Raw genomic sequence first — 25,160 nt, 5'->3', positions numbered from 1 at the left:
TATCTGTTAGCAGTTGTCTGTTGTCAGTAATTCAGTAGTTCATTGTAAATTTCATCTCAATGCCATAATTACAATTTCAAATTCTCCACTCCTAATTCTCAATTGTCAATTGTCAAAGTTCTTTTACCGCCTTCTTAAACTGGTTCCCCCTGTCTTCGTAGTTTTTAAATAAATCAAAGCTTGCACATGCCGGGGATAGAAGTACAGTATCTCCCTTTTTAGCCAGGTGATAAGCAATCTGAACTGCCTCATTCGCCGAAAATGTATTTACAATTACTTCCACATCATCCTCAAATGCCTCATGTATTCTTTTATTATCCTTTCCCAGGCAAACGATCGATTTAACCTTCGATTTAACCAGATCTTTCAGCATATCATAATCATTGCCCTTATCCACCCCACCAAGGATAAGTACAACATCTCCGGGCATACTTTCGAGGGCATACCAGGTTGAATTCACATTTGTTGCTTTTGAATCATTAATAAAATCGATTCCCGAAATTTTGGCCACATGCTCAAGGCGGTGTTCAATATTGGTGAAACTTCCCATGCTTTCGCGAATGGTCTCGTTTCTTAATTCAAGCACTTTTGCAACTATGCCCGAAGCCATAGAGTTATAAATATTGTGCTTGCCCTGCAGAGCTAAATCGTTAATTGACATAGTCAGTAATTCTTGGTTTTTGTGGTGTAGGTTTATTATGATCTGGTCTCCCTGAAGAAAAGCACCCTTTTCAAGTGATTTTTCAATGGAGAAAGGATAGGTATTTGACTTTATCCGGCGTTTTGCCAGACCTTTTTTTATTTCCTCATCATCAGCACAATAGATGAAAACATCGTCCTGCTGCTGATTCTGAATGATTCTGAATTTGGAGTCTGAATAGTTGTCCATTTTGTAATCATACCTGTCGAGATGATCAGGTGTGATGTTTAATAAGACAGCGATATCGGCTTTGAAGCTGTACATATTATCGAGCATAAAGCTGCTGATCTCCAAAACATAATATTCAAAATTTCCGAGGGCCACCTGTTTGGCAAAGCTCTTACCAATATTTCCTGCCAGGCCAACATTCAAACCCGCATTTTGCAGAATATAATAGGTAAGCATAGTTGTAGTAGTTTTGCCATTTGATCCGGTGATGCAAATGAGCTTTGCATTGGTGTGCCTTGCCGCAAATTCAATTTCTGAGATGATTGGGGTATTCCTTTCAATCAGTTTTTTGATAATCGGAGCTTTATCCGGAATTCCGGGACTTTTGATTACCTCTGCAGCAGTAAGAATACGATCTTCAGTATGCTTATTCTCTTCGAAGGGAATTCCGGCCTGCTTCAGTTCGTCCTTATACTGATCGCCAATTGGCCCAAAGTCAGAAACAAATACGGCATAGCCATGCTTCTGAGCCAGAATAGCTGCACCTGTCCCGCTTTCACCGGCACCTAAAACAACGATATATTTCACAGCCTCCATTAACGCAGCTTTAAAGTCACAATAGTTATAATAGCCAGCATAATTCCAACGATCCAGAATCGGGTAACGATTTTAGCCTCATGATATCCCTTTTTCTGATAATGATGATGCAATGGCGACATCAGAAAGATTCGTTTTCCTTCGCCAAATTTTCGCTTCGTATACTTGAAATAGGAAACCTGCAAAATCACCGAAAGATTTTCGATTAGGAATACCCCGCATAATACCGGTATTAATAATTCCTTGCGGATCATGATCGCGAAAGCGGCAATAATTCCACCGATAGCCAAACTGCCGGTATCTCCCATAAATACCTGAGCAGGATATGAATTATACCATAAAAAGCCTACACATGCTCCAACAAAAGCGCCAGCAAAGATTACAAGTTCGGCCGAATGAGGGATATACATGATATTCAGATAATCGGCAAAAATGGTATTACCCGAAACATAGGCAAGAATAGCCAATGTAATCCCGATAATTGCAGATGTCCCTGTAGCTAACCCGTCAATACCATCTGTAAGATTGGCACCATTAGATACCGCAGTGACTATGACAATTACAAATAACAAAAAGACAACCAGTGAATATTTTTCATAGCCATCTCCAAAGACAGTCAACACCTTGGCATAATCAAATTCATTGTCCTTATAAAAGGGGACATTGGTTATGGTCGACTTTAGATCCTGAGTATAGTAAAACTGATTCCCGCGTTTTTGAACACCCAAAGGAGAACTTACCTTTGCAGGCAGGGTGACCTGTTCCCTGACCACAATATCCGGATGGAAATACATAGTCCAGCCAATGATTAATGCCAGGCCCACCTGACCCATGATTTTAAAACGACCCGCCAGTCCTTCCTTATCTTTTTTGAATACTTTGATATAATCGTCAACAAACCCTATCAAACCCATCCATACTGTGGTTCCCAGCATGAGAATAATATAGATATTATCAATTTTGGCAAAAAGTATAGTCGGCAACAGAATTCCAAGAAGAATGATTAATCCCCCCATGGTTGGTGTACCCTGTTTTTGCATCTGCCCTTCAAGACCCAGATTCCTGACCGATTCACCAACCTGCTTTGCTCTAAGCAATTTGATCAATCTACTCCCATAAACCGTTGTCAAAATTAGAGACAAGATAACGGCCATTGCAGTTCGGAATGATATAAACTGGAACAATCCTGCTCCGGGAATATCATATTCCTTATCCAGCCATGTAAACAGATAGTATAGCATTAGCTCATCAGATTTAAAAATTCCGTTAAAATTTCCTTATCATCAAAAGGGAGTTTCACTCCGCCGATATCCTGATATTTCTCATGCCCTTTACCTGCAACCAGTATAATATCCCCTGACTTTGCCAAATGGCAGGCCGTACGGATTGCTTCTTTTCTGTCGGTAATTGAGAGTGTTTTTTTCTTATTAGTCGGCATCACGCCTTCCTCCATATCCCTGATAATCTGTTCAGGGACTTCGGAGCGAGGATTGTCAGATGTCAGCACAACCTTTGTACTCCAATCGCATGCTACTTTAGCCATCAGCGGACGCTTGGCTTTATCCCGGTCGCCCCCGCATCCAATCACAGTAATTACCTGTTCAGTTCCCTTACGGATATCCTGAATAGTGCTGAGTACATTCTGCACAGCATCCGGAGTGTGGGCATAATCTACAATCCCAATAATTCCTGAAGGTGAAATAATATAATCAAAGCGGCCTTCGGCACCGCTGAGTCGGCTGAGAGAGGTCAATACTCTGGTGCGATCCTGCTCCAGCAATAATGCGGTGGCATAAACAGCAAGCAAATTATAGGCATTGAAGCTACCTACCATTTTAAACCAAACCTCCTGTCCATCGATATTCAGTAATAAACCGCTGAAATGATTCTCAATAATTCTCGCCTTAAAATCAGCTATATTCTTAAGACCATAAGTCTTACGATGCGCGCCTGTATTCTGAAGCATCACAATCCCATTTTTGTCATCAATATTGGTGAGTGCAAATGCCTGACTGGTTAATCCGTCAAAAAAACTCTTTTTAGCTTTCAGATAGGCATCAAATGTCTTGTGAAAATCAAGATGATCATGTGTGAGGTTGGTAAAGATCCCGCCCGAAAAACTCAGCCCTTCAGTTCTGTACTGGGTCATTGCATGCGAACTGACTTCCATAAAGCAATAATCACAGCCACTTTCAACCATATCATTCAGCAGGCTGTTCAAAACCACCGGATCAGGTGTAGTATGAGTTGCCGGTACCACAAAATCATTTATTTGATTTTGAACGGTAGAAAGCAATCCGGTTTTATATCCCAGATCCTGAAACAATTGGAAAAGCAAGGTGGCGATCGTGGTTTTGCCATTTGTACCGGTAACCCCAACAAGCCTTAGTTTGGCTGATGGATTATCAAAAAAATTGGATGCAATCATTCCGAGCGCTTTGGCAGAATTCTCAACGATGAAATAGCTTACCCTTTCCCTCAATATTGCAGGAAATTCTTCGCATAGCACGGCTGAAGCACCCTGATCAATAGCCCGATCTATAAAAGCATGTCCATCAGATTCAGTACCACGGACTGCTACAAATAGGACTCCGGGAGCTGCTTTTCGCGAGTCGAAGCATATCCCTGAAACTTTACTATTAGTCGAACCCGACACTTGTCTGAGTGATACTCCGTATAATATATCCTTGAGCTTCTTCATCATTCAAGTTCTAATACAATAGGAATACCCTTTTGAACAATACTACCTGCAAGTAGCGATTGCCTGACTACCTTTCCGCTTCCGCGAACCAGTACCTTCAATCCCGAATTACCGGTTACATACAGGGCATCTTTCAATCCCATTCCACTTACATCAGGTACAAAGCCCTCGGTAATCTTTACTTCCTGTGAAACTATACCCTTATTGGTGTCAAGGCTTATATAATCGGAATTAGAGGCAAATAATGCCTTGATACCGAATGCTTTATAAACGGCCTGTGTGGCTTTACGCTCTCCGGCCTTTGCTTCTGGAAGCTTCAGACTACCTGTGAATTTCTGTTCCTGCAGCGGGTCAAACATATTGATATCACTGGCGAACACCCGATCAGCAATCTCCCTGAAAACCGGCCCGGCCACAGATGCTGCATAATAAGTACCTTTACGCGGGTTATTGACCACCACTATCAGCGAATATTTAGGATTATCGGCAGGAAAGTAGCCACAGAATGAAGCCTGATACTTTTTATCAACGCGATAACCTTTATTGGCATCGGCAACCTGAGCTGTTCCTGTTTTCCCGGCAATTTTATAAAGTGGAGATGCCAGGGACTTACCCGTTCCTCTTTCAACAACCGCTTCAAGAAGCTCCTGAGCTTTTTTAATCGTCACATCAGAAACGATCTTTTCGTTAACCACCCGGGCTTTGAACTGTTCTACAGTATTCCCTAAACGTCGGATCTCACGAACAAAAATTGGCGCGATATACCTTCCATCATTAGCCACTGCATTATAAAATGCCAGCATCTGTAGCGGAGTGATCTGCATCTCATAACCATAGGCCATCTGAGGCAGGGTTTGATTCTTATTCCAGCTTCTGTTCTTTGGATTTTTGATAACTGGCTGCCCTTCACCGGGAATCTGAAGCATCAATTTCTTATTTAATCCCCAGTCATATAAATGAGCCGGAAATTTTTCCTGGTCGTTCTGATAAGCGGTATTAATTAACTTTGCTATGGCTACGTTCGAGGATTCTTCAAAGGCCCGTTTTACAGAAACAGTTCCGATACCTCCATGCGAGTCGCGGATAGTATGTCCGGGAATACGATAAGTTCCGTCTTCGGTAGCTACTAAAGTACTGGTATCGACTTTTTTATCTTCAAGCAAAGCCATGTAAGAAGCGAGCTTAAACGTAGAACCTGGATCCTGACTGGCCGCAATGGCATAATTGAACTGCTCTTTATATTCACCTTCACGAACCTTGCTAAAATTGGCAACTGCTCTGATCTCACCTGTAGCCACTTCCATCAGAATAACGCAACCATGATCCGCATCACTGGTAATCAATTGCTTTTTCAATGCCCTTTGCGCCACATCCTGCATGTTAATATCAATAGTCGAAATGATATCAGCACCTTCCTTAGGTGCAATTTCTATATCCTGATTCACAGGCATCCAAACTCCTCCTGAAATACGCTGCATCAGGCGCTTACCACTTTCTCCGTCTATATATGCACTATATGCCCCCTCAAGGCCAACCGGCTGTACGTTTTTGTTCTTATAACCGATAGTCCTGGCTGCCAGAGTCTGAAATGGCAGAATTCGCTTGTTCTGATGAACGGAGATCAGTCCGCCTTTATAACGACCCATATTAAAAATCGGGAACTTCCGAATCTCCTTTAATTCTGTATGGGTCACATTTCGCTTCAGTAAGAGGTAGCGGGCACCCTCAGTCCGGGCTTCGCGGAGTATACGTGAATATTGTTTTTTGGATTTATCACCGAAAAATGAAGAAAGTTTAGCGGCCAGCGAATCGACCTTCTCAAAAAACACATCATCCTTTTCGATACCCCCAGCCAGCATATCCATACGAACTTCATATTCAGGAACCGAAGTGGCCAGTAAACTGCCGTCAACCGAATAGATATTCCCGCGAGCTGCTTCCACATTTGCAAAACGGGTAGAAAGACTATCCGCCATAGATCGCCATTTCTCTCCTTGCACAATCTGAACATCCACGAGCTTATAAAGCACCGCAAAAGCCAGCAATACAATCATCCCAAAGGCGATGTACACACGAAGCAATATGTCGGTTCTTATGTTCATGTTATCTGTTGTCTGTTGTCTGTTGTCTGTTATCTGTTATCTGGATAGTAAATTTTCCTTAATAGTCAACTGTCAATTAATCAAATTCTCCCTCACTTATCACAATCTTCTTCGGTGGCTCATTCGGTTCAATCAAACCCAGTGTATCCACCTCTTTAGCTACTTCTGTCTGAGTGCTTTTCAGCATCAGATCAGCTTTTAATGTTTTAAAATCCCAGCTCAGTTCTTTCACTTCCTTACTTAGCTTGTCGATATCCCGGATATTATTCTCGGCAAAATGCCGGTTACCGATATAGATCATTGCCAAAAAGGCGATAAACACAATAAATGGAAGTAAATGAGTAGCCGACTCCTTAGAGATTACTCCCTCAGTAAACATCAGAGTAAAGAAATTCTTTGGAAGCTCAGCCTTTTCTGATTGCTCAGCTAAAGGTTCAGCTTCCTGATCCAAATCCTCTTCCGTTTTGTCCTGTTTAAATTGGTTATTCATTCTTCAAGCCTTTATCAGCTTAACTTTTTACAGCTATTCTCAATTTGGCGCTACGTGCCCTATTATTCAGTTTGATTTCCTCATCAGAAGCAACAATCGCCTTACGTGTGATGCTTTCAAGGGGCTTGATTTGATTTCCGAAAAAATCCTTCTCCACTTCACCCTGGAACTTACCCTTGGCAATATAATTCTTAACCAGCCTATCTTCCAGTGAATGGTAAGAAATCACAACTAGTCGACCCTCTTTCTTAAGCACATCCACCGTTTGTTCCAAAAATTCTTTCAAAGCCTCCAGTTCCTGGTTCACTTCAATGCGGAGTGCCTGAAATACCTGTGCCAGATATTTATTTTCCTTGCCTTTCGGAATAAGTTTTGAAATAGCATTTTTCAGTTCATCAACCGTATCAATCGGCTTGTTCAGTCGCTGGGTTACCAGAGTCTGAGCCAGTGTTTTAGCATTTTTGATTTCACCATAGATTCCAAAAATTCGGTGCAGCTGCTCCTCGCTATAAGTATTTACAACCTGTTTTGCCGTAAGTACCCCCGCTTGATCCATTCGCATATCCAGATCGGCATCAAAGCGAATGGAGAACCCCCGTTCTGGCTGATCAAATTGGTGAGAAGAGACACCCAGATCAGCCAGAATGCCATCCGCAGGAATGGCGCCCTGCAAACGGCAATTATTTTTGAGGTAGCGGAAGTTCTGATCAATAAAGGTTAATCGATCATCTTTTGGTAAATTCTTTTGAGCATCAGCATCCTGATCAAATGCAAGCAAACGACCTTTAGGACCCAGGTGCTTCAATATTTCGCGGGAATGTCCACCACCCCCGAAAGTCACATCAACATAAATTCCATCAGGCTTAATATTCAGCCCTTCAATACATTCCTGCAGCATCACCGGATTATGATAATCAGTCATGCGCCCTCCTTCCCATACTGCCCATCACCTCTTCTGCCAGATTGGCGAAGTTTTCAGGCTCATTATCCATCTGAGAGTCGTAAGCATCTTTTGCCCATACCTCTATTTTATTCAGTACGCATGAAAGGACTACCTCTCCGCTGATACCGGCATATTCCATTAAAGCTTTAGGGAAGAGAATACGGTTTGCCGAATCCAGAGAAAGTTCTGTAGCACCCCTGGTGAAATAGCGAATAAAATCACGACTTTTCTTTTCGTAAGCATTGAGCTTACTCAGCTCTTCGGTAATACTATCCCACTCCTTCTTAGTGTAAATAACCAGATGTTTCTCAAAGCCACGGTTGATCACAAGTCCTTCACGCTCAGCTTCGGGAAGCTGTTTCTTCAGGCTGGATGGTATCATCATCCGGCCTTTAGCATCAAGTTTACAATCAAATTCTCCTAAGAAATGCGACATTATGGCTATTTACATAAATACTCAAGTGTAAAAGTAAATAACTTACCACTTTTTACCACTATCTACCACAAAAAAAGTTTTCCACAGTTTTTGAAGATAAAAATCACCCAGCTGTCGGATAATCAGGCGATTGGCTTTTAAGAAACATGATCCATAAAAATGGATTCGGACAGATCATTGGATACAGAGTTGGGATCGGGAGGGATTTGGATATAAATGGAGGAATAGGGATATTTAGAATAGAAGGTTACATAGGGATTATAGCAGACTTCAAGCCTGACAAAAATGTCTGAACAGGGATTTAGGTGATTGAATGATTTCTATGAAAAAAACACATCAGAATCACAAAAATCAAAACAATCATGATTCAGAAATTAACAAAAGCCAGGTAAAGTTGTCTGAACTGTGATTTATGTGATGGAAATGATTAGATGAACAGGCAAAATCAACAAATATCACAATAATTAAACTAATCACAGTTCAGACCATTAACAAACAAAAATGAAAGCTTTTACAAAAACAAAATATGGTGGCCCTGAAGTACTTCAATTAGAAGAAGTAGAGAAGCCAAAGATACAAGATGATCATATCCTGGTTAAGGTTGCAGCAAACTCAGCTAACCCCGCCGACTGGCATATCCTGAGGGGCGAACCCTTTTTTGCACGATTCACTTTTGGATTATTCAAACCAAAGGATAAAATCCTGGGAGCAGATTTCGCAGGTATCGTGGAGGAAGTGGGAAACAATGTAACACATTTCAAGGTTGGGGACCGGGCCATTGATCTTGTGGTACTTTAATTACGTTATCAGGGCAGACAATCCAAGCTCCAATCAGCAAGATGATTACGCCGCGGGCTCCCATGTGTTTTCAGCTGTAGTCTCCTGATATATCAAATTTTATTTTTACCCACCTAACACCTTTAACCATTCATTTTCAAAATTGCTTTTTCTTAAAAGTAATACTAGTGACTTTGATAAATTGACCATATAGTAGCAAAATACTCAAAATCAATGCTGGTCTGTCCATCATAATCGACATTTTCAACTATCAGACTACAAATGTCCATTTCTTAACCTAAGTGTAGGCATTTAAAATTTATCGCAATTACTTGTTCATTATAGTAATGCACTTCAAAATTATGTTTTCGTCGATAGCAAATAGCGGCGATAGCACTTTTTATAATCATGATTAATATATTCATGATCACAATCTCGTTTGAATACAGCAATAATTTATGGATTAATTTCAATATGCTACTTGCAAGTACTTTTTTACTTATATGGGATTGGAACAAGCTAAAATTTATCTTTCACCTAACCCTCAAAACTATCTGAATAATAATCCTGAGTTTTCTCAGAGAAAGATTTGGGTGTGCCTGGGTTTTTTATTCTTTTTATTAGTGCTTTCCTTTCGCATATTAATGATAAACCAATAGCACAGTTTAATTGCGAAGGCCGCTATTAATCTGTACCCACAAATCATTTCTTAACTTAAGTTAATTTTATTGCTTCAGGCAATAGTTAGGTTTGCCCCATCAAAAAAAAGAATCAAAAATGGGACAAACTTTAAAAAAAATTAAACTGGTTATCATACTATTTCTTTCGGCACTGACTTTAATGGCGCAAGAAAAAGTTACAATTAGTGGTGTGATAACAGATAGAATATCTTCGGAATCTTTAATTGGAGTAAGCATTTATATCAAAGAGATAAATAGCGGAACTGTTACCAACGAATACGGTTTTTACTCTTTAACCCTGCCAAAAGGTAATTATAATTTAAAGATTGGTTATTTGGGCTATGTATCTCAAGACACTTTAATTCAATTAGAAGAAAGTGCAAAAAGGAACTTCAGCTTGTTATCAAATTCTCAATCATTAGTAGAAGTGGTAGTTAATGGGGATAAGAATATAGCAGAAATAAGAAGGCCTGAAATGAGCATCAACAAACTATCTGTAAAAGAGATTAAACAGATGCCGGTGGTATTAGGCGAAGTTGACGTTCTGAAATCAATCCTACAGTTGCCCGGCGTTACCAATGCAGGGGAGGGACAATCTGGTTTTAATGTGAGAGGTGGTAGTGCTGATCAAAATCTCGTTCTTTTGGATGAAGCAACAATTTATAATTCCTCACATTTATTTGGCTTCTTCTCAATCTTTAACGCAGATGCCATTAATGACATTAAACTTTATAAAGGCGGCATTCCTGCTCGTTTTGGGGGGCGTTTGTCTTCTGTATTAGATATCTATCAAAAGGAAGGAAATAAAAACGATCTAAATTTTAGTGGTGGCATTGGATTGGTATCGAGTAGATTAATGGTAGAAGGGCCTGTTGACAAAGGGAAAGGTTCTTTTTTGCTTGCAGGGCGAGGTTCTTACGGTCATTTGTTTTTGAAACTGACAGACATTCAAAGTTCTGCTTATTTTTATGATTTAAATACCAAAGTTAGCTATAAGATAAACCCTAAAAACAACTTGTATTTATCGGGTTATTTTGGGCGGGATGCTTTTAATCTGAATAAGGATTTCGTCAATGTCTACGGAAATTCTGTAATAAACGCCCGCTGGAACAAACTATTCACTGATAAATTGTTCTCTAACCTTTCCGTTATCTATAGTGATTATTATTACGGTTTAGAGACTGCCCTTGCAGATTTTAAGTGGGATAGTAGCGTTAAAAACCTTAATTTGAAGTACGATTTCAAACACTACTTCAACAATAATTTAAAACTCACTTACGGGCTCAATGCTCAGTATTATGATTTCAACCCGGGAACTGTAAGTCCAACAACATCAACTTCACAAATCAATAAAGAGCAACTGGCAAGAAAGTATGCTTTAGAGCCAGCAGTTTACATGGATGTTGAGCAAAATTTAACCAAAAAACTAACAGTAAACTATGGTTTGCGCTATAGCTTATTCTACCGCTTAGGGCAGCAGGAAGTGTTTACTTACGCAAACAATCAAGCCCTTAACTTTAATAATGAATTAAAAATTTACGAAAAGGCCACGCCTACCGGCTCTAAAAATTATAAGCGCAATGAAACTATAGCGAGTTTTGATAATTTGGAACCCCGTATCGGATTGTCATACGCACTTGATGATAATATTGCGATAAAGGCCAGTTACAATAGGATGTCGCAGTATTTGCACTTACTAACTAATACACAATCGCCAACTCCCCTAGATATTTGGGCACCCAGCGACCAGTTTTTAAAACCTCAAACATTAAATCAATACGCCATAGGTTATTTCCAAAACTTTAAACAAGATGACTACTCCCTGGAAATAGAAAGCTTTTATAAAAACATAAATAACAGAGTAGATTATATTGATGGAACAGAACTAATTGCAAATGAAGCAATAGAGCAAGTGGTTTTAAACGGCATAGGTAGGGCTTACGGTTTAGAACTGATGTTACGAAAGAATGTCGGGCGTTTAACTGGTTGGCTGTCTTACACTTTGTCACGGTCTGAACAGCAAACACCCGGCAGAAATCTCACAGAAACGGGAATTAATAATGGCCAGTGGTATAAATCTGCGGCAGATAAATTACACAACGTATCCATCACGACAAGTTTTAAATGGAGCGAAAGGTGGCGTATCGGCTCTATTTTCGCCTTACAATCCGGGCAACCCGTAACATTTCCGCAGGGTAAGTATCAATACCAGGGAATTGAAGTGCCCAACTTTGGCTTAAGAAATCAAGATAACCTGCCCTTGTACCATCACTTAGATGTATCAGGAACTTATACCCCAAAACGAAACAAACAAAGAGGTTGGCAGGGGGAGTGGGTTTTTAGCATATACAACATTTATAACAGACAGAATGCCGCTAATATTTCTTTTGTTCAAAACTTAGAAACAGGAAAGAATGAGGCAAAGAGACTCTCTATTTTTGGTGCAGTACCTAGCGTAACTTATAATTTCAAATTTTAAAATCATGAAAAGTAAACTATCCATATTAATACTACTTGCTGTTTTCTTAAATAGTAGTTGCGAGAAAGTAATTGATGTAAAATTAAATACAGAGTCGCCCCGCCTGGTTGTTGACGCGGCATTGAGCTGGGTTAAAGGAACCGATGGAAAAAATCAGTCGGTTATTTTAAGCACAACTACCAGTAATTTCAACAAGGAAATTCCCAAAGTATCTGGCGCAACGGTTTATGCAACCAACAGCAGCAATAAGCAATTTGATTTCATAGAAGAACCTACTATTAAGGGTAAATATACCTGTATCAATTTTCTGCCTGTAATTAACGAAACTTACGTGTTAACCATCATTTACAACGGAGAAACTTACAGAGGGCAAGAGAAATTGACTGCTGTAAATCCAATAGAAAGAGTAGAGCAAAGGTCGGACTTAGGTATAAACAGAGATGAATTTGGGATAAAAGTTCATTTTAAAGACACTCCTGATCAAGAAGATTTTTTTGTACTAAGTTATTTTACTCCTTCACTGGCTTTTCCAAGTATCGAAGTTACGAGTGATAAATTTTTTGAGGGTAGAACGACATTTGGACTTTTTAGTTATAGTAAGCTAAAGCTAAATGACCCTGTCAACATCAGGTTGAACGGTGTATCAGAAAGGTATTTTAACTATTTCAGGAAACTCGCCGGCACAGCCAATGGCGGCGGAGGAGGACCTTTTCAACCTACACCATCATCAGCCATCAGAGGGAATTTAGTCAACCAAACTAAAGAATCGAACTACTGTCTGGGTTATTTTAGCATCTCCGAGACAGATATAACAACCTATACTATTAAATAGAACGATTTTTATTTGCCGCAATTCTTTAACAGTTGAATTTTCTTATGACCAACTTAATTACGATACGAGAATACGAAACAAAGGACAAAAATGAGGTCATCAACCTAATTAGGCTAAATACACCAGATTATTTTGGAGTTGACTAAGAAGAGGACTTAAGGAAATATTTGGAAACGGACAGGGAACTTTATTATGTTTTACTATTTGAACAAAAAATTGTTGGATGTGGTGGAATTAACTTTGCAGACAACAACACAACAGGTAAAATTAGCTGGGACAAGAGGGCTTTGATATGTATAATATGGAATATAAAGAATGGACCAAAATTTCTCATTAACCTTTGTGGTTTGGCAAAAGGAATAGTAATCCAGAAAATCGATTGATGGAAAATATGTATCTCATTTAGGTGTTTTTTTAGCTAACCGCTATTCTTTTTGTAATTTTATCTTCCGACCTGCGTCTAAAACTCGCTAACAAGTGTAAGACGACAGAAACAATGGAAAATAAAATGCAAGACATACTATTTGACTTTACTGCAAAATACGTTTCGCTAACAGATGATGAGAAGACTGCAACACTGTCGGCAGAAATATTCCGCTCTGATAAGAAGGGGACTATTTTACTCAAAGAAGGACAAAAATCAAAAGATAGCTACTTTGTTATAAAAGGCTGTATTCGGACATATTATGTTTTAGATGGTGAAGAAAAAACCACTGCATTCCACAGTAAATTTCCAAAGTTAGAAACCCTATGCAGAATGATATCCGAAGAACTTTTAGCTAAACAACGAATAGACTTTGACACTTTCAAGAATTCTTCCCCTGAACAACGGTACCTGAACTTACTACAAAAAAGACCAGACCTTATTCAGCGTGTTCCACAACACCAATTAGCGAGCTATCTAGGTATGTTACCTCAATCTTTAAGCCGGCTAAGAGCAAGAATTATTGAAAAAGAGCGAACTTGTTAACTTAACTTGATGTACTGCCAACGTGTTCAATAGTACATGCAATTCCGTTTAATGCGATTTCGAGTTCTCCTTTTAAAGCTTCGAAGTCATTAATCCAACTCGATGAGTATTCTGTAAGAACCATATTTTATAAAATGTTAAACATTTAACGGGCTGTTTAGGCTATATCATATTGAAGAGGGATGTTCATTTCTTAACTTAAGTCAACCGATTCGAAATTTATCGTTTCTAATTTTGTTGAAGATTTTTGGGAAATAATTGACCCAAAATCTGATTCACCATTTTTGAAATAAATATGAAAAAATTAATACTAGAAATCACATTTTATTACTCATTACTAACGTATGCAGCATGGGAGAAAGTTAACCAACAGCGTATAAAATTAATGAGATCACGGAAGTTGAAAAAGCAGTATTCTGTGTGAGTTTAGAACTTACTCGCAACTCAGATATATTGTTTGATTAAAGTGATTTATTTTTTACGCCATTCCTTTGCAAGAATGGCATAAATCAAATCGTCTACCCACATCCCATGAAAATATAGGCTCTCGATAAAATGAGCTTCCTTTCTGAAACCTAATCGCTCAATCAATTGAATCGACGATTTATTAGTTGGATCTATAGACGCTGTTATTCTATGTTTGTTTAAGCCAGTTATTAAATAATTTACTACGACAGTCAAGGCTTCGGTGGCATATCCTTTCCCACGATAATTTCTATCTAAAGTATACCCTATTTCGACTTGTTTATTCTCTGGACTGGTATCCAAAAAATGAATTCCTATGTCTCCAATTACCTTATTATGGAGTTGCTCTATTATTACAAATTGAAACCAGCTCCCTGGTACATTGAGTAAGCTGGAAGACTTTTTAATAAAATCCTCAACCTCATCCACGGTTTTGGGAATCAAACTTAGATATTTATAGGTTTCGGGATCCGACCGATAGGCGAAAATTGATTCTTTATCGCTTATAGATACAGGCCGAATATATAGTCTTTCAGTTTTAAAATCCATTTGTGTTTAGGCTTAAACCGCAATCTTTTTGAATTCCTGTAGCACTTCTTTAATAATCATCGTCTTATAAATATAAAGCACAATTTTTAAACAAGGAATATTATGAGAACTCAACTACCAATTAGAAGCATTACATTTCTTCTTCTTTCTGTTTATACGGTCATTTCATTAGCCTCTTGTGAAAAATCTGAAATTAATGATAAAATTGACAAAGCTTTGGAGGTTAACCTATTAAAAAGTGCTGTCAAATACAATGACGTATTAGCTAAACGAGAATCTGGAACTGATCAGTCTTTTTCCATTGAAGGTCTAAAAAGAGAAGGCGATGTCTTAAAAATTAGCGTAAAAGGTGGCTGCTCATCGGACGCATTCAAAATTATCTGGGACGGTTATATTATGTTTTCATACCCAGGACAGGTAAGGCTTTTATTGAACCATGAATCTAAGAATAGTGGTTGCAGCACTACCGATAACTTCGTAGTAGTGGTTAATTTAACTAAAATTTTAGGAACACACAATCCATCAGGTTTTATCTTCCATATTGCTAATGGTTCTATTAAACAAGATAAATCGTTGAATCCAAATGGGGTTGTATCGTCTAATTAATCCGTATTATTCTAAGTATGATAAAATTATTCTCTACACTATGCATTTTATTAATTACTCTAATTTTCACAACCAGTTGCAAAAAAAATAACACCGTTCCTCCGCCACCCCCTCCTACTGGCATTATTAAAACTAATCTAATTAAGATAGAAGATGCTGTAAAAAATTCAGATCCAAGCTTTGTGAACTTACTAAATATGGTAAGGGGAAGTGTTGGCACAAATGGGCCGGGAAGCAAAGTTATCTGGAGCAAAAAAAATGACCATAAGTTAGGCTTATTTGTATCTGCTAACCATGTTTACGGGATAAGCACCTGGCTTTCACGTAGCGAGGAATTTATTAAAATATCAGAAATTAATAATGGGATATTTCTGGGTTCACGAATTCCCTCTATAAATGGAAATGTTAATCTATCAAATGAATTAGTTGCAAATTTTGGTTTTTACCATCCTCTAATTCCTTCAAACGCCAACAATGCTACTATATATCCCAGAGACGATTTTTATTTAGGCGTAATTGATAACCAGCGAATTATAGATAATGGATTGGGCAATTATCCCAAGATGGTTCAAACTTCAATTCCATTGCAGATGTACGATCCAAACAACCGGACACAAGCCCTCCAAACCTGGGCAGATGTACAGGCAGATGAAGACGTTGTCGCTGTTGGATATCCTCAGGATAAGATTAAGTACCCTAACGGCGCTGTATCGACAGGGAAAGTTTGTACTGATAAAGAGGCCGAAAGTATTATTGAATCTTTAAGGTTAAAGAATGATGCAGAAGGTCAGATTCCATACGATTCCAAAGTAGAATTTATAGCTAAAATACACGCCGTTGCAGGAATGAGTGGTGGTGGAGTATTTAATGTTGACGGACAATTACTTGGTGTTATGGTAAGAGCAACCCAGTTAAATGGTGAACCTATTCTAAGGGTGGTTAGAATGAAATTTATTAGACAAAAAATTAACGCTTTTTATAATACCTTATCTACATCTGACAAAAATAAATTCAGGCCTTTTATAAGCGGCGAATTGAATTAAAAATCAGAATCCCTAAAGCATTGTTCAACAAATTAGATTCGCCCTAAATCTGGTTATATGGAGGTTACTCCCTCCGGTCGGAATGACGGAGCAATATAATAGGGACTGGAGATTTCTCCTCGCTTTCGCTTGCTGAGTAAAACCAAAAGTCGAGATCGCTCGTCGAAATATACCATCAATAAAACCGGGATCTACTTCGACGAGTTGCCTGGTTTTTTAAAACCATCAACGTACGTAAGACGAGGAGAAGTCCCTTTTTCCAAAAAGCACGACGTCATTCCGGAGGGAGGGACCTCAGTAACCTTTTCCCGAATGATGAGTATCGAAAGCGTACTTCCTAACTTAAGTCAAGAGTTTTTGTATTTCTCCAACCTACTTTTGCTTATCGTTTAACATAAAAATAAAAGAAATGAAAAAGAAAATTTTATGGATTGGACTTGCCTTATTTTTAGCAAGTAGTTTACAGGTGAATGCACAAGATACCAAACCAGACAGTACTTACAAAAAGTTTTTTGTGGGGAGTTCATTGTTTATGTTGGGAAATTTTGACACAAAAAACAGCCCTGAGTATGTACAATTAAACTTTGGTTATAGGATAACCCCTAAAGATGTTGTTTCGTTAGATTTTAAAAGATCAGTTTATAATTTCCCAATAGGTCTCCCTTTTTCATCACCATCATTTGATAAACCAGGTGAAGATTATCCCGGACATGGACGCATCATTGCACCAACAGTAGGATACCAACGTTTTTTTTGGAAAGGTGCCTTCGCATCTGTTCATGCATTAAATGCTTTTGAAAAATATTTAGATGAGGATGATAAAAAAATCGGAAATGGATACACGTTATACTTAAACTTCCATTTGGGTTACCAGCTTAAGTTTTTTAAAAACCGGTTCTTTTTTGAACCAGCTATTGGATGTAGTTATTGGCCTGTAAGAACTAATGTTCCTGAATCTTTTAAAGCAGTAGAGAGTAAGTGGCCTAACTACTTTATTCAACCTGGGCTTAATTTTGGGTATAATTTTCATTTCAAAAATAAAAATTGAAGGCTTTATTTGCACCCAGCATAATTCCCCTGAAGATTTGCAAATCCTATAAAACTTGATCTTATTCAGCGTGTTCCAAAGCACTAATTACCGGGCTATTTAGGTATCAAACCTAAATCATCAAGCCGACAAAGAGCAAGAATTCTTTGAAAAATTAGCTATAGCCTATTTCTTAACTTAAGTGAACAAGTTGTTGTATCCTCAAATCTACTTTTGCTTAACCGGGATTTAATTTGGATTTAATTTTTAGTTGATAGTTATGAATTCACAAAAAACAACACAAAATACACTGGAAGAAATCAATGCCAGTTTGAAACTGAAGCTTGCTACGCTGTGGGCGAGCTTTATGTTTCTTTATATCTATGTTGATTATTTCGCCTTATATATGCCGGGTAAGATAGAAGATATTCTGAAAGGGAGAGTGTTTGTATTTGATATTACGCAAGGATTTCATTTGGCAGCACTCGCCTCCGTGACCATTCCGGCACTGATGATTTTCCTCTCTGTTGCCCTGCCGGCTAAAGTCAATCGCTGGGCAAATATCATTATTGCCGCGGTGTATATGGCAGGAGAGGCCTGGATGCACATGGTCTTTGGCGCTGTCGTAGAAGTCGTTCTTCTTTGTCTAATCATCCGTTATGCATGGAAGTGGTCTCGTATTGAAACATGAAAATTTGTGAACAAAAAATTAGCTTATCCTTAAACCATAAATCCATCCATGAAGTACGCACTTTTTTTAATAGCAATCCTTTTTTCCAGTTTTATAACAAACGCACAAAATAATTTACCAGAGTTTATTGATAAACCTGTATACTTTGATTCAAAAACCAAACAGATTAAAGAATTGGAGAAATCGCAATACAATACCATAGCAAAAGCAAAAGGTTTATTTAGTGCTGAGAGTGGATTTTTCTTAAACGGGATTTCATCAAACATTAAAATTCCAAAACAAGATGAATTAGTATTTATAGTTAAAGTCACACCTGGTACAGATCCAACATCCGTGTTTGATTTGGCTCAATTTGAAGTAATGAAAGATCAAAGAGTTTTTATCACCTCAAAAGCTAAAGCCACCAGTAGTACTACTTCATTTGAAAAGATAAACTATGGCGTAAAGAAAATTAAAGAAGGATATTATTATTTGACTATAAAAAATCCAAATTCAGGGGAGTATTTTTTTGGGTCCAACGACTTTATGTTTGCTTTTAGTGTAGAGTAATTATAGGGTAATGAGAAGTGCAACATTCAAGATATTCAAGATCTTTTCAGGCATTCTGCTTTTTTCATTTTTTGATGTTGTCTTGGCTATTTTGTGGCCCATACTGCAATTAGTTCCACCTGCCAGGCATGATACAGTTTTTATAAAATCAATTAATGTAATTGATGTCTTATCTGGAAATATTCTCAAACACAGAGATCTCCTTTTAAAGGATAACATTATTGTTTCTATAGATACTTCAGGTGTTTTACAGCCATCGTCTAATTCTTTAATTATTGATTGCAAGAACAAATTTTTAATTCCTGGTCTCTGGGATATGCATACGCATTCAGTTAAATATTCAGAATCGCTTCATCATCCTCTTTATATAGCCAATGGCGTTACAGGAATCAGAGACATGTCAGGCCAACTGGATAGAAAGGATAATTATTGGGCCGGAAGCCATGAAAGATTGTTTTGGAATGCGGAATTGAGTCAGAACAAAATAGTAAACCCAAGATATGTTTTGCAGAGCAGTTATCAAATGGACGGCTCAGCTTCTGTCCCCGATGGTTTCCCGGAGTTTTTTAAGCTTCAGCAGATTGAAGATGTTGATTCTCTTTTAAATTTTTATAAAAATGAAAAGGTGGATTTCATTAAAGTTTATCAACAAATCCCCGCCAAAATCTATAAGCATCTGGCTTTGAAGGCTCCAAAGTATGGAATGCACCTTGCCGGCCATAAACCAATATTTGTCAGTCTTGAAGATGCCATTTTACTAGGCCAAAAAAGTTTTGAGCACGGGCGTTTATTTCTGACTGAAGCATTTCCTGGTGCAGATAGCCTTCGGACCTCAGCCAATTGGCAACTTTTTTATTCAAAATCAAGAAAGTCAATCGTTAAAGATTATAATCCAGAAATGGCATCCAGATTAATGCTGTTGATGAGAGAGCACAACTCGTATTGGACGCCTACTCTTCAGACTCTCAAGTTCGAGGCGTATGCGCATGATTCTACATTTATTGATAATCCCAACATAAAATATATCCCATATATAATAAGAAAGTTTTTGTGGGGAAGTGATGTTAACAATAACAGAAAAAGGAATTTATCGATTGAAGGAAAAAATTTAAGTAGGGACATTTACAGTTTAGCTAAAGAACAGGTTGCGACAGCCAATGAAATAGGTGTCCCAATTATGACAGGTACCGATGTAACAGATTCGTATGTTTTTGCAGGTTTTAGCATTCACGATGAACTGGAGGATTTAACCAAAAGTGGATTGTCAAATTTACAGGCAATACAGTGCGCAACAATTATCCCTGCAAAATTCGTCGGAGAAGACAAGAAATACGGAACAATTGAAACAGGAAAAATAGCCGATTTAGTCATTCTGAATAAAAATCCCCTGGAGGAAATTGCCAATTCCAGAGAGATATTTGGTGTAGTTATGAATGGAATATATTATGACCAATCTAAAATAGAGGAGCTGAAAGTCTATTCGGAATCGATAGTTTCAACTTTTCACATAAATATAAAAGTTCTTTATAGTCTCTTAAGTAGTCCTTTAATGAGAGTGCAGCTTGCTGATTAAATAGGCAAGTTTTAGGTTCATTTCTTAACTCAAGTCAAGGAGTTATGGCATCTGGCCAATATACCTTTGCTTATCATTTAACAAAAGTAGTATTGATATGCAAAAGAAAATTTTATTGTTTACCTTAAACTTAAACAGGTTGATGATAGACGGCCATAGTCTTCTTCTGGCAGCCGGGCCTTCAGTATTGGGTAAATTTTTAAAACCACAATAATTTGATGAAGGCAGTTATTTGCACGAAGTACGGACCCCCTGAAGTTTTGCAAATTCAGGAAGTTTCTAAACCAAAACCCAAAGACAATCAAATTCTTGTCAGAATAGTTGCTACTGCGGTCAACTCCGGAGATGTAAGGGTAAGAAGTCTTGATGTAAAGGGATTTAGAAAGTTAATTATGCGCTTGGTATTTGGGATTTCAAAACCAAGAAAACCCATATTAGGAACTGTTTTTTCAGGGTTTATTGAAACTACTGGAGACAAGGTTTCTAAGTTAAAAGTAGGTGATAAAGTATTCGGCATGACAGGTTTTAATTTCGGTACATATGCAGAATATATTGTTGTTAATCAAAACAGCAACGTAATTGAAATGCCTAAAAATGCTACATACGAAGAAGCTGCTGCAATAATATTTGGTGGACAAACAGCTATTCATTTTTTAGGGAAAGCGAAGATTACCGAAAAATCAAGCCCGAAAATTTTAATTATTGGGGCAACAGGTTCAGTAGGAACGGCTGCACTACAGATTGCCAAATATCATAATGCAAATATAACAGCAGTATGCAGTTCTAAAGGTCATAAACTTGTTGCCGAATTAGGAGTTAATAACATTGTTCATTATGACAAGGAAGACTTTAAAAGACAGTCAGAAAAGTTTGATATAATCTTTGACGCAATTGGTAAATACAGTAAAAAACAATATAAAAATCTCTTGAACAAAAACGGTGTTTATGCAAGTGTTTGTTTAGGATATGCTTCCGAAAACATACAACAACTAAAGGTATTAAAAGAGTTGTTTGAAAAAGGAGATTTTAAAGCTACGATTGACAGAACTTTTACAATGGCGGAAATAGTTGAAGCACACAGATACGTTGACACACAAAGAAAAAAAGGCAATGTTGTACTAAAAATATGTGAATGATATTCACGAATAGAATTTAAATTGTTAAAAAAAACAAACACATGAAACGATTACTGAATTTAATTTTCTTCATCCCTTTTATAGCTTTCGCCCAATTTGAGGGAAGCAAGCAAGTATTTAAAAGCGCTCATCTGCCGGCAGCAATTGCCAGCCACAAAACGATCGCCATCCTGCCTTCTGATGTCTTGATCACAAACCGGAAGCAGCCGAAGAACTTCAATCCCGAGGCCGACCGTGAACAGGAGAAAAAGATGTCAACCAATATCCAGGGTAGCATATACACCTACCTGTTAAAACGTTCAATTGAATATCCGATAAGCATCCAGACAGTGGATGAGACAAATCTCCGGTTAAAAACTGCGGGAATGGAAGGCAATCTCGACAAGTTGACTAAAACCGAAATAGCTGCCGCTTTAGGCGTTGATGCTGTTCTTGGCAGCAGATTTGAAATGAGGGAGACACAGTCGGATGGCCTTGCCATTGCTACGATGATCCTTGTAAGCGGAGCTGGGGGAAGAACAGGTACCGGGAAGCTTACATTGACACTCAATAACGGCACGGATGGCGAATTACTCTGGAGATTTTACAAGTCTATGAATGAGAACGTAATTGCATCTTCAACAGATCTTGTAGAGCGAATGATGAGGAAAGTGGCCAGGAATTTCCCGTATAGAATCATCGATTAGGGATAAGCAGTTCATTGCTATCATTTGACTGAAGAAGAAGTCAGGTTCTTTGATATCTACGCCTTATATTTAATTTGAAGAAAAATAGAATGAAAGCATCAATAAGAAATAAATATGGCTCGCCAGATGTTATAAATTTGACGACATCGAGCCATATTCCCTTTCCCCAAAAAGATGAGATATTGGTAAAAGTAAAAGCTACTACAGTTAATCGATCTGATTGTGGAGTTCTTACAGGAAGACCATGGGCGATTAGATTATTCACTGGCTTATTTGAACCAAGGCTTAAAGTCACAGGTACTGATTTTTCGGGTGTGGTAGTGTCAAAAGGAGTTGACGTTAACAAATTCAATATTGGTGATGACGTGTATGGTTTCTTTGATCAGGGAATTGGTTCACATGCTTCTTATTTTTGTGTTTCAACGAAAAAAGCCATTTTAAAAAAACCAGGGAACATTACATATGAACAGGCAGCAGCAAGTTTGGAGGGTGCACATTATGCTTTTTATTTTTTAGATAAAGTAGTTTTAAAGAAAGGTGATAAAGTACTATTAAATGGTGGAACAGGAGCAATAGGTAGTGCGGCTTTACAATTCTTGAAATATCGAGGTATACATGTGACGGTTACTTGCGAAACCGATTATATCCCTGTTCTGGAATCAATGGGTGCAGATATGGTGATTGATTATACCAAAGAAGATTTTACAAAATTGAATGAAAAATTTGATTTTGTATTTGATGCAGTTGGCAAGAGTACATTTTGGAAATGCAAACCGATCATGAAACCCAATACAATTTATGTTTCTTCTGAACTTGGCCCTTACTGGCAAAACCCATTATTAGCATTATTTGCACCTTTAATGAAGGGTAAGAAAGTCAAATTTCCACTTCCTTTCTCAATTGAACGTAGTATGGCATATATCAATGAGCTGATTGAGAAAGATAAGTTCAGGCCATTAATTGACCAAAGATACCCGATAAGTGAAATCCGTGATGCTTTTGAGTATGTTATGAGTGGAAAGAAAAAGGGGAATGTAATTGTAACTTTTGATTAATTTATCACTCTATATGGTATAGAAGCTGTTTTCGAAATTTGTTTGAAAAACACTTTCATTGTATGTTTGAGTTTTTTATTTTTATTTAATGAATTTTGAAGATAAAATTGACTAAATCCAGCAAATTAAAACCTGACTTTGAGGTCTTAGAGGTAATCAACTACCTCTCAAATTCCAATGGGACTACCCAGGAGGAAAAAGACTTTTTTGCTGGAAAAATTGACGTCAAGAGAGTCAAAAAGGGCGTATTTCTGTTAAAAGAAGGACAAATAATTAGATCATCTTACCACCTCTTTAAAGGTTGCATCCGAGAATTTCACCTTAAGGACGGAGAAGAAAAGACTGTTTCGTTTTATACCTCTGGGGATAGCCTTTCGGAGGATGGAGATCCATCGAAGGAAATTCCTAGTCGTTTTAATTGGGAGTGTATGTCTGATTGTATTATTTCGATTTTCCCCTTTGCAGTGGAGAGGGAAATGCACAAACGTTTTCCCAGATTAGAATCACTTTGCAGAATTGAAACCGAAAAAAAGTTTTCAAATTATAGAAACGAGATAAGTACCTATCTTTCTTCAAGCCCTGCTGAACGATATGAAAACCTTATTAAAACTAAACCTGAGCTGTTTCAATTGGTTCCGCTTTATCATATCGCAAGTTATCTGGGAGTAAAGCCAGAATCGTTAAGCAGAATAAGAGGCAGGTTGAGATCTTCTTAATCTTCCCCTTTTTTCCTCAGAATTATCCAAGTCATTGTGCATCTGTGTAAGGGCTTTCGGCCACAATCAACCAACCTTTATCCTTCTTTCGTTATAATAATCAACATATTTTTGTTTCTTAACCTAAGTTAAGGGATTGATTTTTTTCGATTAATAATTTTATCACACAATTAGCGAGGAAAAATAGCACAAATCGAAAATGGAATTAAGCCAAAAAAATATAGCGGGTATTGCCGGGTTATCACTAGTCCTAATGGCTGTTATCGCAGGAGTTGGATATGGTTATGCAATCAATAGCTTTTATATTGCAAATGATACCATAACAACGATTCGTAGTCTTGATAAATTTATAAGTCTATTAAAACTGACGATTGCATCTTTCTCGATAATACTGATTTTAGATATTATTGTCACTAAGTTTCACAACGATTGAACATATGATGTCAGTACTTTTAAAAAGTGCATTTAGTAAATTCCCTCTCGCCCAATTTACGGCTGAAGCAAACACAAAAGATTTAGAGATTCTGGCCTCTTTGATTCAAAACAAGCAAATTAAAGTCCACATAGATAAGACCTTTCCCTATAAAAAAATACCGGAAGCCATCGGCTATATTGAGGCCATGCGTACTAAAGGGAAGGTAGCAATAATTTGGGGAGCAGTTATAGAAGATTAAAATCTCCAAAAACTTGGAAACAGAAAAACTTTTAGTAAACAGGAAGTATCTCCTTGAAAAATATCCCGGAAAAGGCGGCTGGACCTATGCTGCCATTCCCGAAGTTTTGCAGGACAAAAAATCCCCATTTGGCTGGGTAAAAGTCAGAGGCTGGATTGATAATTTTGAGATTAAGAATTACAAACTGATGCCAATGGGTAATGGCAAGCTTTTTTTACCGGTTAAAGCCGAAATCAGAAAAAAAATAGGCAAAAAAGAAGGCGATTGGGTTAATATAACATTGTATGCTGATACAAATCCAATTGAAATACCTGAAGAATTCTTAGATTGCCTTAACACAGACCCTTTGGCCTTTGAAATATTTTCATCGTATACTGATGGGCAAAAAAAGGAATTCATTGACTGGATTTATTCTGCAAAAACAGAAAGTACAAAAGTTGAACGAATTGCAGTGACATTAAACAAACTTGTAAAACAGAAGAAACTGAAGAATAATAATTAAACCCTTTTTAACC

At 37.8% G+C, this 25,160-nt stretch carries 27 protein-coding genes; 17 read left to right on the top strand and 10 right to left on the bottom strand.

Features of this window, described 5'->3' with window-relative positions; translation table 11 throughout:
• Positions 1 to 112: 112 nt before the first annotated feature.
• The 7 genes from murD to mraZ form a co-directional block, all read right to left on the bottom strand.
• A complete protein-coding gene (gene murD / locus Q8S11_RS10890) occupies positions 113 to 1,465 on the bottom strand; it encodes a UDP-N-acetylmuramoyl-L-alanine--D-glutamate ligase (RefSeq protein ID WP_305662122.1) in 1,353 nt (450 codons plus the stop codon).
• On the bottom strand, positions 1,465 to 2,706 hold the full coding sequence (gene mraY, locus Q8S11_RS10885) for a phospho-N-acetylmuramoyl-pentapeptide-transferase (protein WP_305662121.1): 1,242 nt from the start codon (positions 2,704 to 2,706) through the stop codon (positions 1,465 to 1,467). The genes murD and mraY overlap by 1 nt, the downstream gene beginning before the upstream one ends.
• Positions 2,706 to 4,166, bottom strand: a complete 1,461-nt coding sequence (locus Q8S11_RS10880; protein WP_305662218.1) for a UDP-N-acetylmuramoyl-L-alanyl-D-glutamate--2,6-diaminopimelate ligase — start codon at positions 4,164 to 4,166, stop codon at positions 2,706 to 2,708. The genes mraY and Q8S11_RS10880 overlap by 1 nt, the downstream gene beginning before the upstream one ends.
• Positions 4,166 to 6,268 (bottom strand): penicillin-binding protein, encoded by a 2,103-nt coding sequence (locus tag Q8S11_RS10875; RefSeq protein ID WP_305662120.1) that lies wholly within the window; start codon positions 6,266 to 6,268, stop codon positions 4,166 to 4,168. The genes Q8S11_RS10880 and Q8S11_RS10875 overlap by 1 nt, the downstream gene beginning before the upstream one ends.
• 76 nt (positions 6,269 to 6,344) lie before the next feature.
• Positions 6,345 to 6,758, bottom strand: coding sequence for an FtsL-like putative cell division protein (locus Q8S11_RS10870; protein ID WP_305662119.1), 414 nt, complete (start codon positions 6,756 to 6,758; stop codon positions 6,345 to 6,347).
• 19 nt (positions 6,759 to 6,777) lie between these two features.
• Positions 6,778 to 7,680 carry a 16S rRNA (cytosine(1402)-N(4))-methyltransferase RsmH gene (gene rsmH, locus Q8S11_RS10865; RefSeq protein WP_305662118.1) on the bottom strand — a complete coding sequence of 301 codons (903 nt, stop codon included), beginning with the start codon at positions 7,678 to 7,680 and terminating at the stop codon, positions 6,778 to 6,780.
• A complete protein-coding gene (mraZ, locus tag Q8S11_RS10860; RefSeq protein ID WP_305662117.1) occupies positions 7,673 to 8,137 on the bottom strand; it encodes a division/cell wall cluster transcriptional repressor MraZ in 465 nt (154 codons plus the stop codon). The genes rsmH and mraZ overlap by 8 nt, the downstream gene beginning before the upstream one ends.
• A gap of 501 nt (positions 8,138 to 8,638) precedes the next feature.
• Between mraZ and Q8S11_RS10855 the strand changes: the two genes are divergently transcribed.
• The 4 genes from Q8S11_RS10855 (at position 8,639) to Q8S11_RS10840 (ending at position 13,875) form a co-directional block, all read left to right on the top strand.
• On the top strand, positions 8,639 to 8,935 hold the full coding sequence (locus Q8S11_RS10855; protein WP_305662116.1) for an alcohol dehydrogenase catalytic domain-containing protein: 297 nt from the start codon (positions 8,639 to 8,641) through the stop codon (positions 8,933 to 8,935).
• 756 nt (positions 8,936 to 9,691) lie between these two features.
• Positions 9,692 to 12,073: a TonB-dependent receptor gene (locus Q8S11_RS10850; protein ID WP_305662115.1), complete on the top strand. Its 2,382-nt coding sequence runs from the start codon at positions 9,692 to 9,694 to the stop codon at positions 12,071 to 12,073.
• A gap of 4 nt (positions 12,074 to 12,077) precedes the next feature.
• Positions 12,078 to 12,905: a DUF4249 family protein gene (locus Q8S11_RS10845; protein WP_305662114.1), complete on the top strand. Its 828-nt coding sequence runs from the start codon at positions 12,078 to 12,080 to the stop codon at positions 12,903 to 12,905.
• Between the two features lie 496 nt (positions 12,906 to 13,401).
• Positions 13,402 to 13,875: a Crp/Fnr family transcriptional regulator gene (locus tag Q8S11_RS10840; protein ID WP_305662113.1), complete on the top strand. Its 474-nt coding sequence runs from the start codon at positions 13,402 to 13,404 to the stop codon at positions 13,873 to 13,875.
• Position 13,876: 1 nt separating this feature from the next.
• On the opposite strand, the gene Q8S11_RS17865 is transcribed toward Q8S11_RS10840, so the two are convergent.
• Positions 13,877 to 13,999, bottom strand: coding sequence for a GrpB family protein (locus Q8S11_RS17865; RefSeq protein ID WP_371135150.1), 123 nt, complete (start codon positions 13,997 to 13,999; stop codon positions 13,877 to 13,879).
• Between the two features lie 347 nt (positions 14,000 to 14,346).
• On the bottom strand, positions 14,347 to 14,889 hold the full coding sequence (locus Q8S11_RS10835) for a GNAT family N-acetyltransferase (RefSeq protein WP_305662112.1): 543 nt from the start codon (positions 14,887 to 14,889) through the stop codon (positions 14,347 to 14,349).
• Positions 14,890 to 14,991: 102 nt separating this feature from the next.
• Between Q8S11_RS10835 and Q8S11_RS10830 the strand changes: the two genes are divergently transcribed.
• From Q8S11_RS10830 to Q8S11_RS10810, 5 genes are all read left to right on the top strand, one after another.
• Positions 14,992 to 15,495 (top strand): hypothetical protein, encoded by a 504-nt coding sequence (locus tag Q8S11_RS10830; protein ID WP_305662111.1) that lies wholly within the window; start codon positions 14,992 to 14,994, stop codon positions 15,493 to 15,495.
• Positions 15,496 to 15,677: 182 nt separating this feature from the next.
• Positions 15,678 to 16,538 (top strand): serine protease, encoded by an 861-nt coding sequence (locus tag Q8S11_RS10825; protein WP_305662110.1) that lies wholly within the window; start codon positions 15,678 to 15,680, stop codon positions 16,536 to 16,538.
• Positions 16,539 to 16,947: 409 nt separating this feature from the next.
• Positions 16,948 to 17,586 carry a hypothetical protein gene (locus Q8S11_RS10820; RefSeq protein ID WP_305662109.1) on the top strand — a complete coding sequence of 213 codons (639 nt, stop codon included), beginning with the start codon at positions 16,948 to 16,950 and terminating at the stop codon, positions 17,584 to 17,586.
• Positions 17,587 to 17,845: 259 nt separating this feature from the next.
• On the top strand, positions 17,846 to 18,256 hold the full coding sequence (locus Q8S11_RS10815; protein WP_305662108.1) for a DUF6326 family protein: 411 nt from the start codon (positions 17,846 to 17,848) through the stop codon (positions 18,254 to 18,256).
• Positions 18,257 to 18,304: 48 nt separating this feature from the next.
• Entirely contained in the window at positions 18,305 to 18,805 is a 501-nt protein-coding gene (locus tag Q8S11_RS10810) for a hypothetical protein (protein WP_305662107.1), read from the top strand.
• Here the strand turns inward: Q8S11_RS10810 and Q8S11_RS10805 are convergent, their stop codons facing one another.
• Positions 18,806 to 19,090, bottom strand: coding sequence for a hypothetical protein (locus Q8S11_RS10805; protein WP_305662106.1), 285 nt, complete (start codon positions 19,088 to 19,090; stop codon positions 18,806 to 18,808).
• A gap of 31 nt (positions 19,091 to 19,121) precedes the next feature.
• Between Q8S11_RS10805 and Q8S11_RS10800 the strand changes: the two genes are divergently transcribed.
• From Q8S11_RS10800 to Q8S11_RS10765, 8 genes are all read left to right on the top strand, one after another.
• Positions 19,122 to 20,378, top strand: a complete 1,257-nt coding sequence (locus Q8S11_RS10800; protein WP_305662105.1) for an amidohydrolase family protein — start codon at positions 19,122 to 19,124, stop codon at positions 20,376 to 20,378.
• A gap of 218 nt (positions 20,379 to 20,596) precedes the next feature.
• On the top strand, positions 20,597 to 21,514 hold the full coding sequence (locus tag Q8S11_RS10795; RefSeq protein WP_305662104.1) for an NAD(P)-dependent alcohol dehydrogenase: 918 nt from the start codon (positions 20,597 to 20,599) through the stop codon (positions 21,512 to 21,514).
• A gap of 41 nt (positions 21,515 to 21,555) precedes the next feature.
• Positions 21,556 to 22,200 carry a hypothetical protein gene (locus Q8S11_RS10790; RefSeq protein WP_305662103.1) on the top strand — a complete coding sequence of 215 codons (645 nt, stop codon included), beginning with the start codon at positions 21,556 to 21,558 and terminating at the stop codon, positions 22,198 to 22,200.
• Between the two features lie 89 nt (positions 22,201 to 22,289).
• On the top strand, positions 22,290 to 23,255 hold the full coding sequence (locus Q8S11_RS10785; protein ID WP_305662102.1) for an NAD(P)-dependent alcohol dehydrogenase: 966 nt from the start codon (positions 22,290 to 22,292) through the stop codon (positions 23,253 to 23,255).
• A 95-nt stretch (positions 23,256 to 23,350) separates the two neighbouring features.
• Entirely contained in the window at positions 23,351 to 23,971 is a 621-nt protein-coding gene (locus tag Q8S11_RS10780) for a Crp/Fnr family transcriptional regulator (protein ID WP_305662101.1), read from the top strand.
• A 199-nt stretch (positions 23,972 to 24,170) separates the two neighbouring features.
• Positions 24,171 to 24,404 (top strand): hypothetical protein, encoded by a 234-nt coding sequence (locus Q8S11_RS10775; protein ID WP_305662100.1) that lies wholly within the window; start codon positions 24,171 to 24,173, stop codon positions 24,402 to 24,404.
• A gap of 4 nt (positions 24,405 to 24,408) precedes the next feature.
• Positions 24,409 to 24,645 carry a zinc-binding dehydrogenase gene (locus tag Q8S11_RS10770; protein WP_305662099.1) on the top strand — a complete coding sequence of 79 codons (237 nt, stop codon included), beginning with the start codon at positions 24,409 to 24,411 and terminating at the stop codon, positions 24,643 to 24,645.
• A gap of 13 nt (positions 24,646 to 24,658) precedes the next feature.
• Positions 24,659 to 25,147, top strand: a complete 489-nt coding sequence (locus Q8S11_RS10765; RefSeq protein WP_305662098.1) for a YdeI/OmpD-associated family protein — start codon at positions 24,659 to 24,661, stop codon at positions 25,145 to 25,147.
• Positions 25,148 to 25,160: the final 13 nt, after the last annotated feature.

Origin of the sequence: Daejeonella sp., assembly GCF_030695525.1 — a bacterium.
Classification (GTDB): domain Bacteria; phylum Bacteroidota; class Bacteroidia; order Sphingobacteriales; family Sphingobacteriaceae; genus Daejeonella.
Note: the sequence above shows the minus strand (reverse complement) of the source record. Positions and strands in the feature narration are given on the sequence as shown.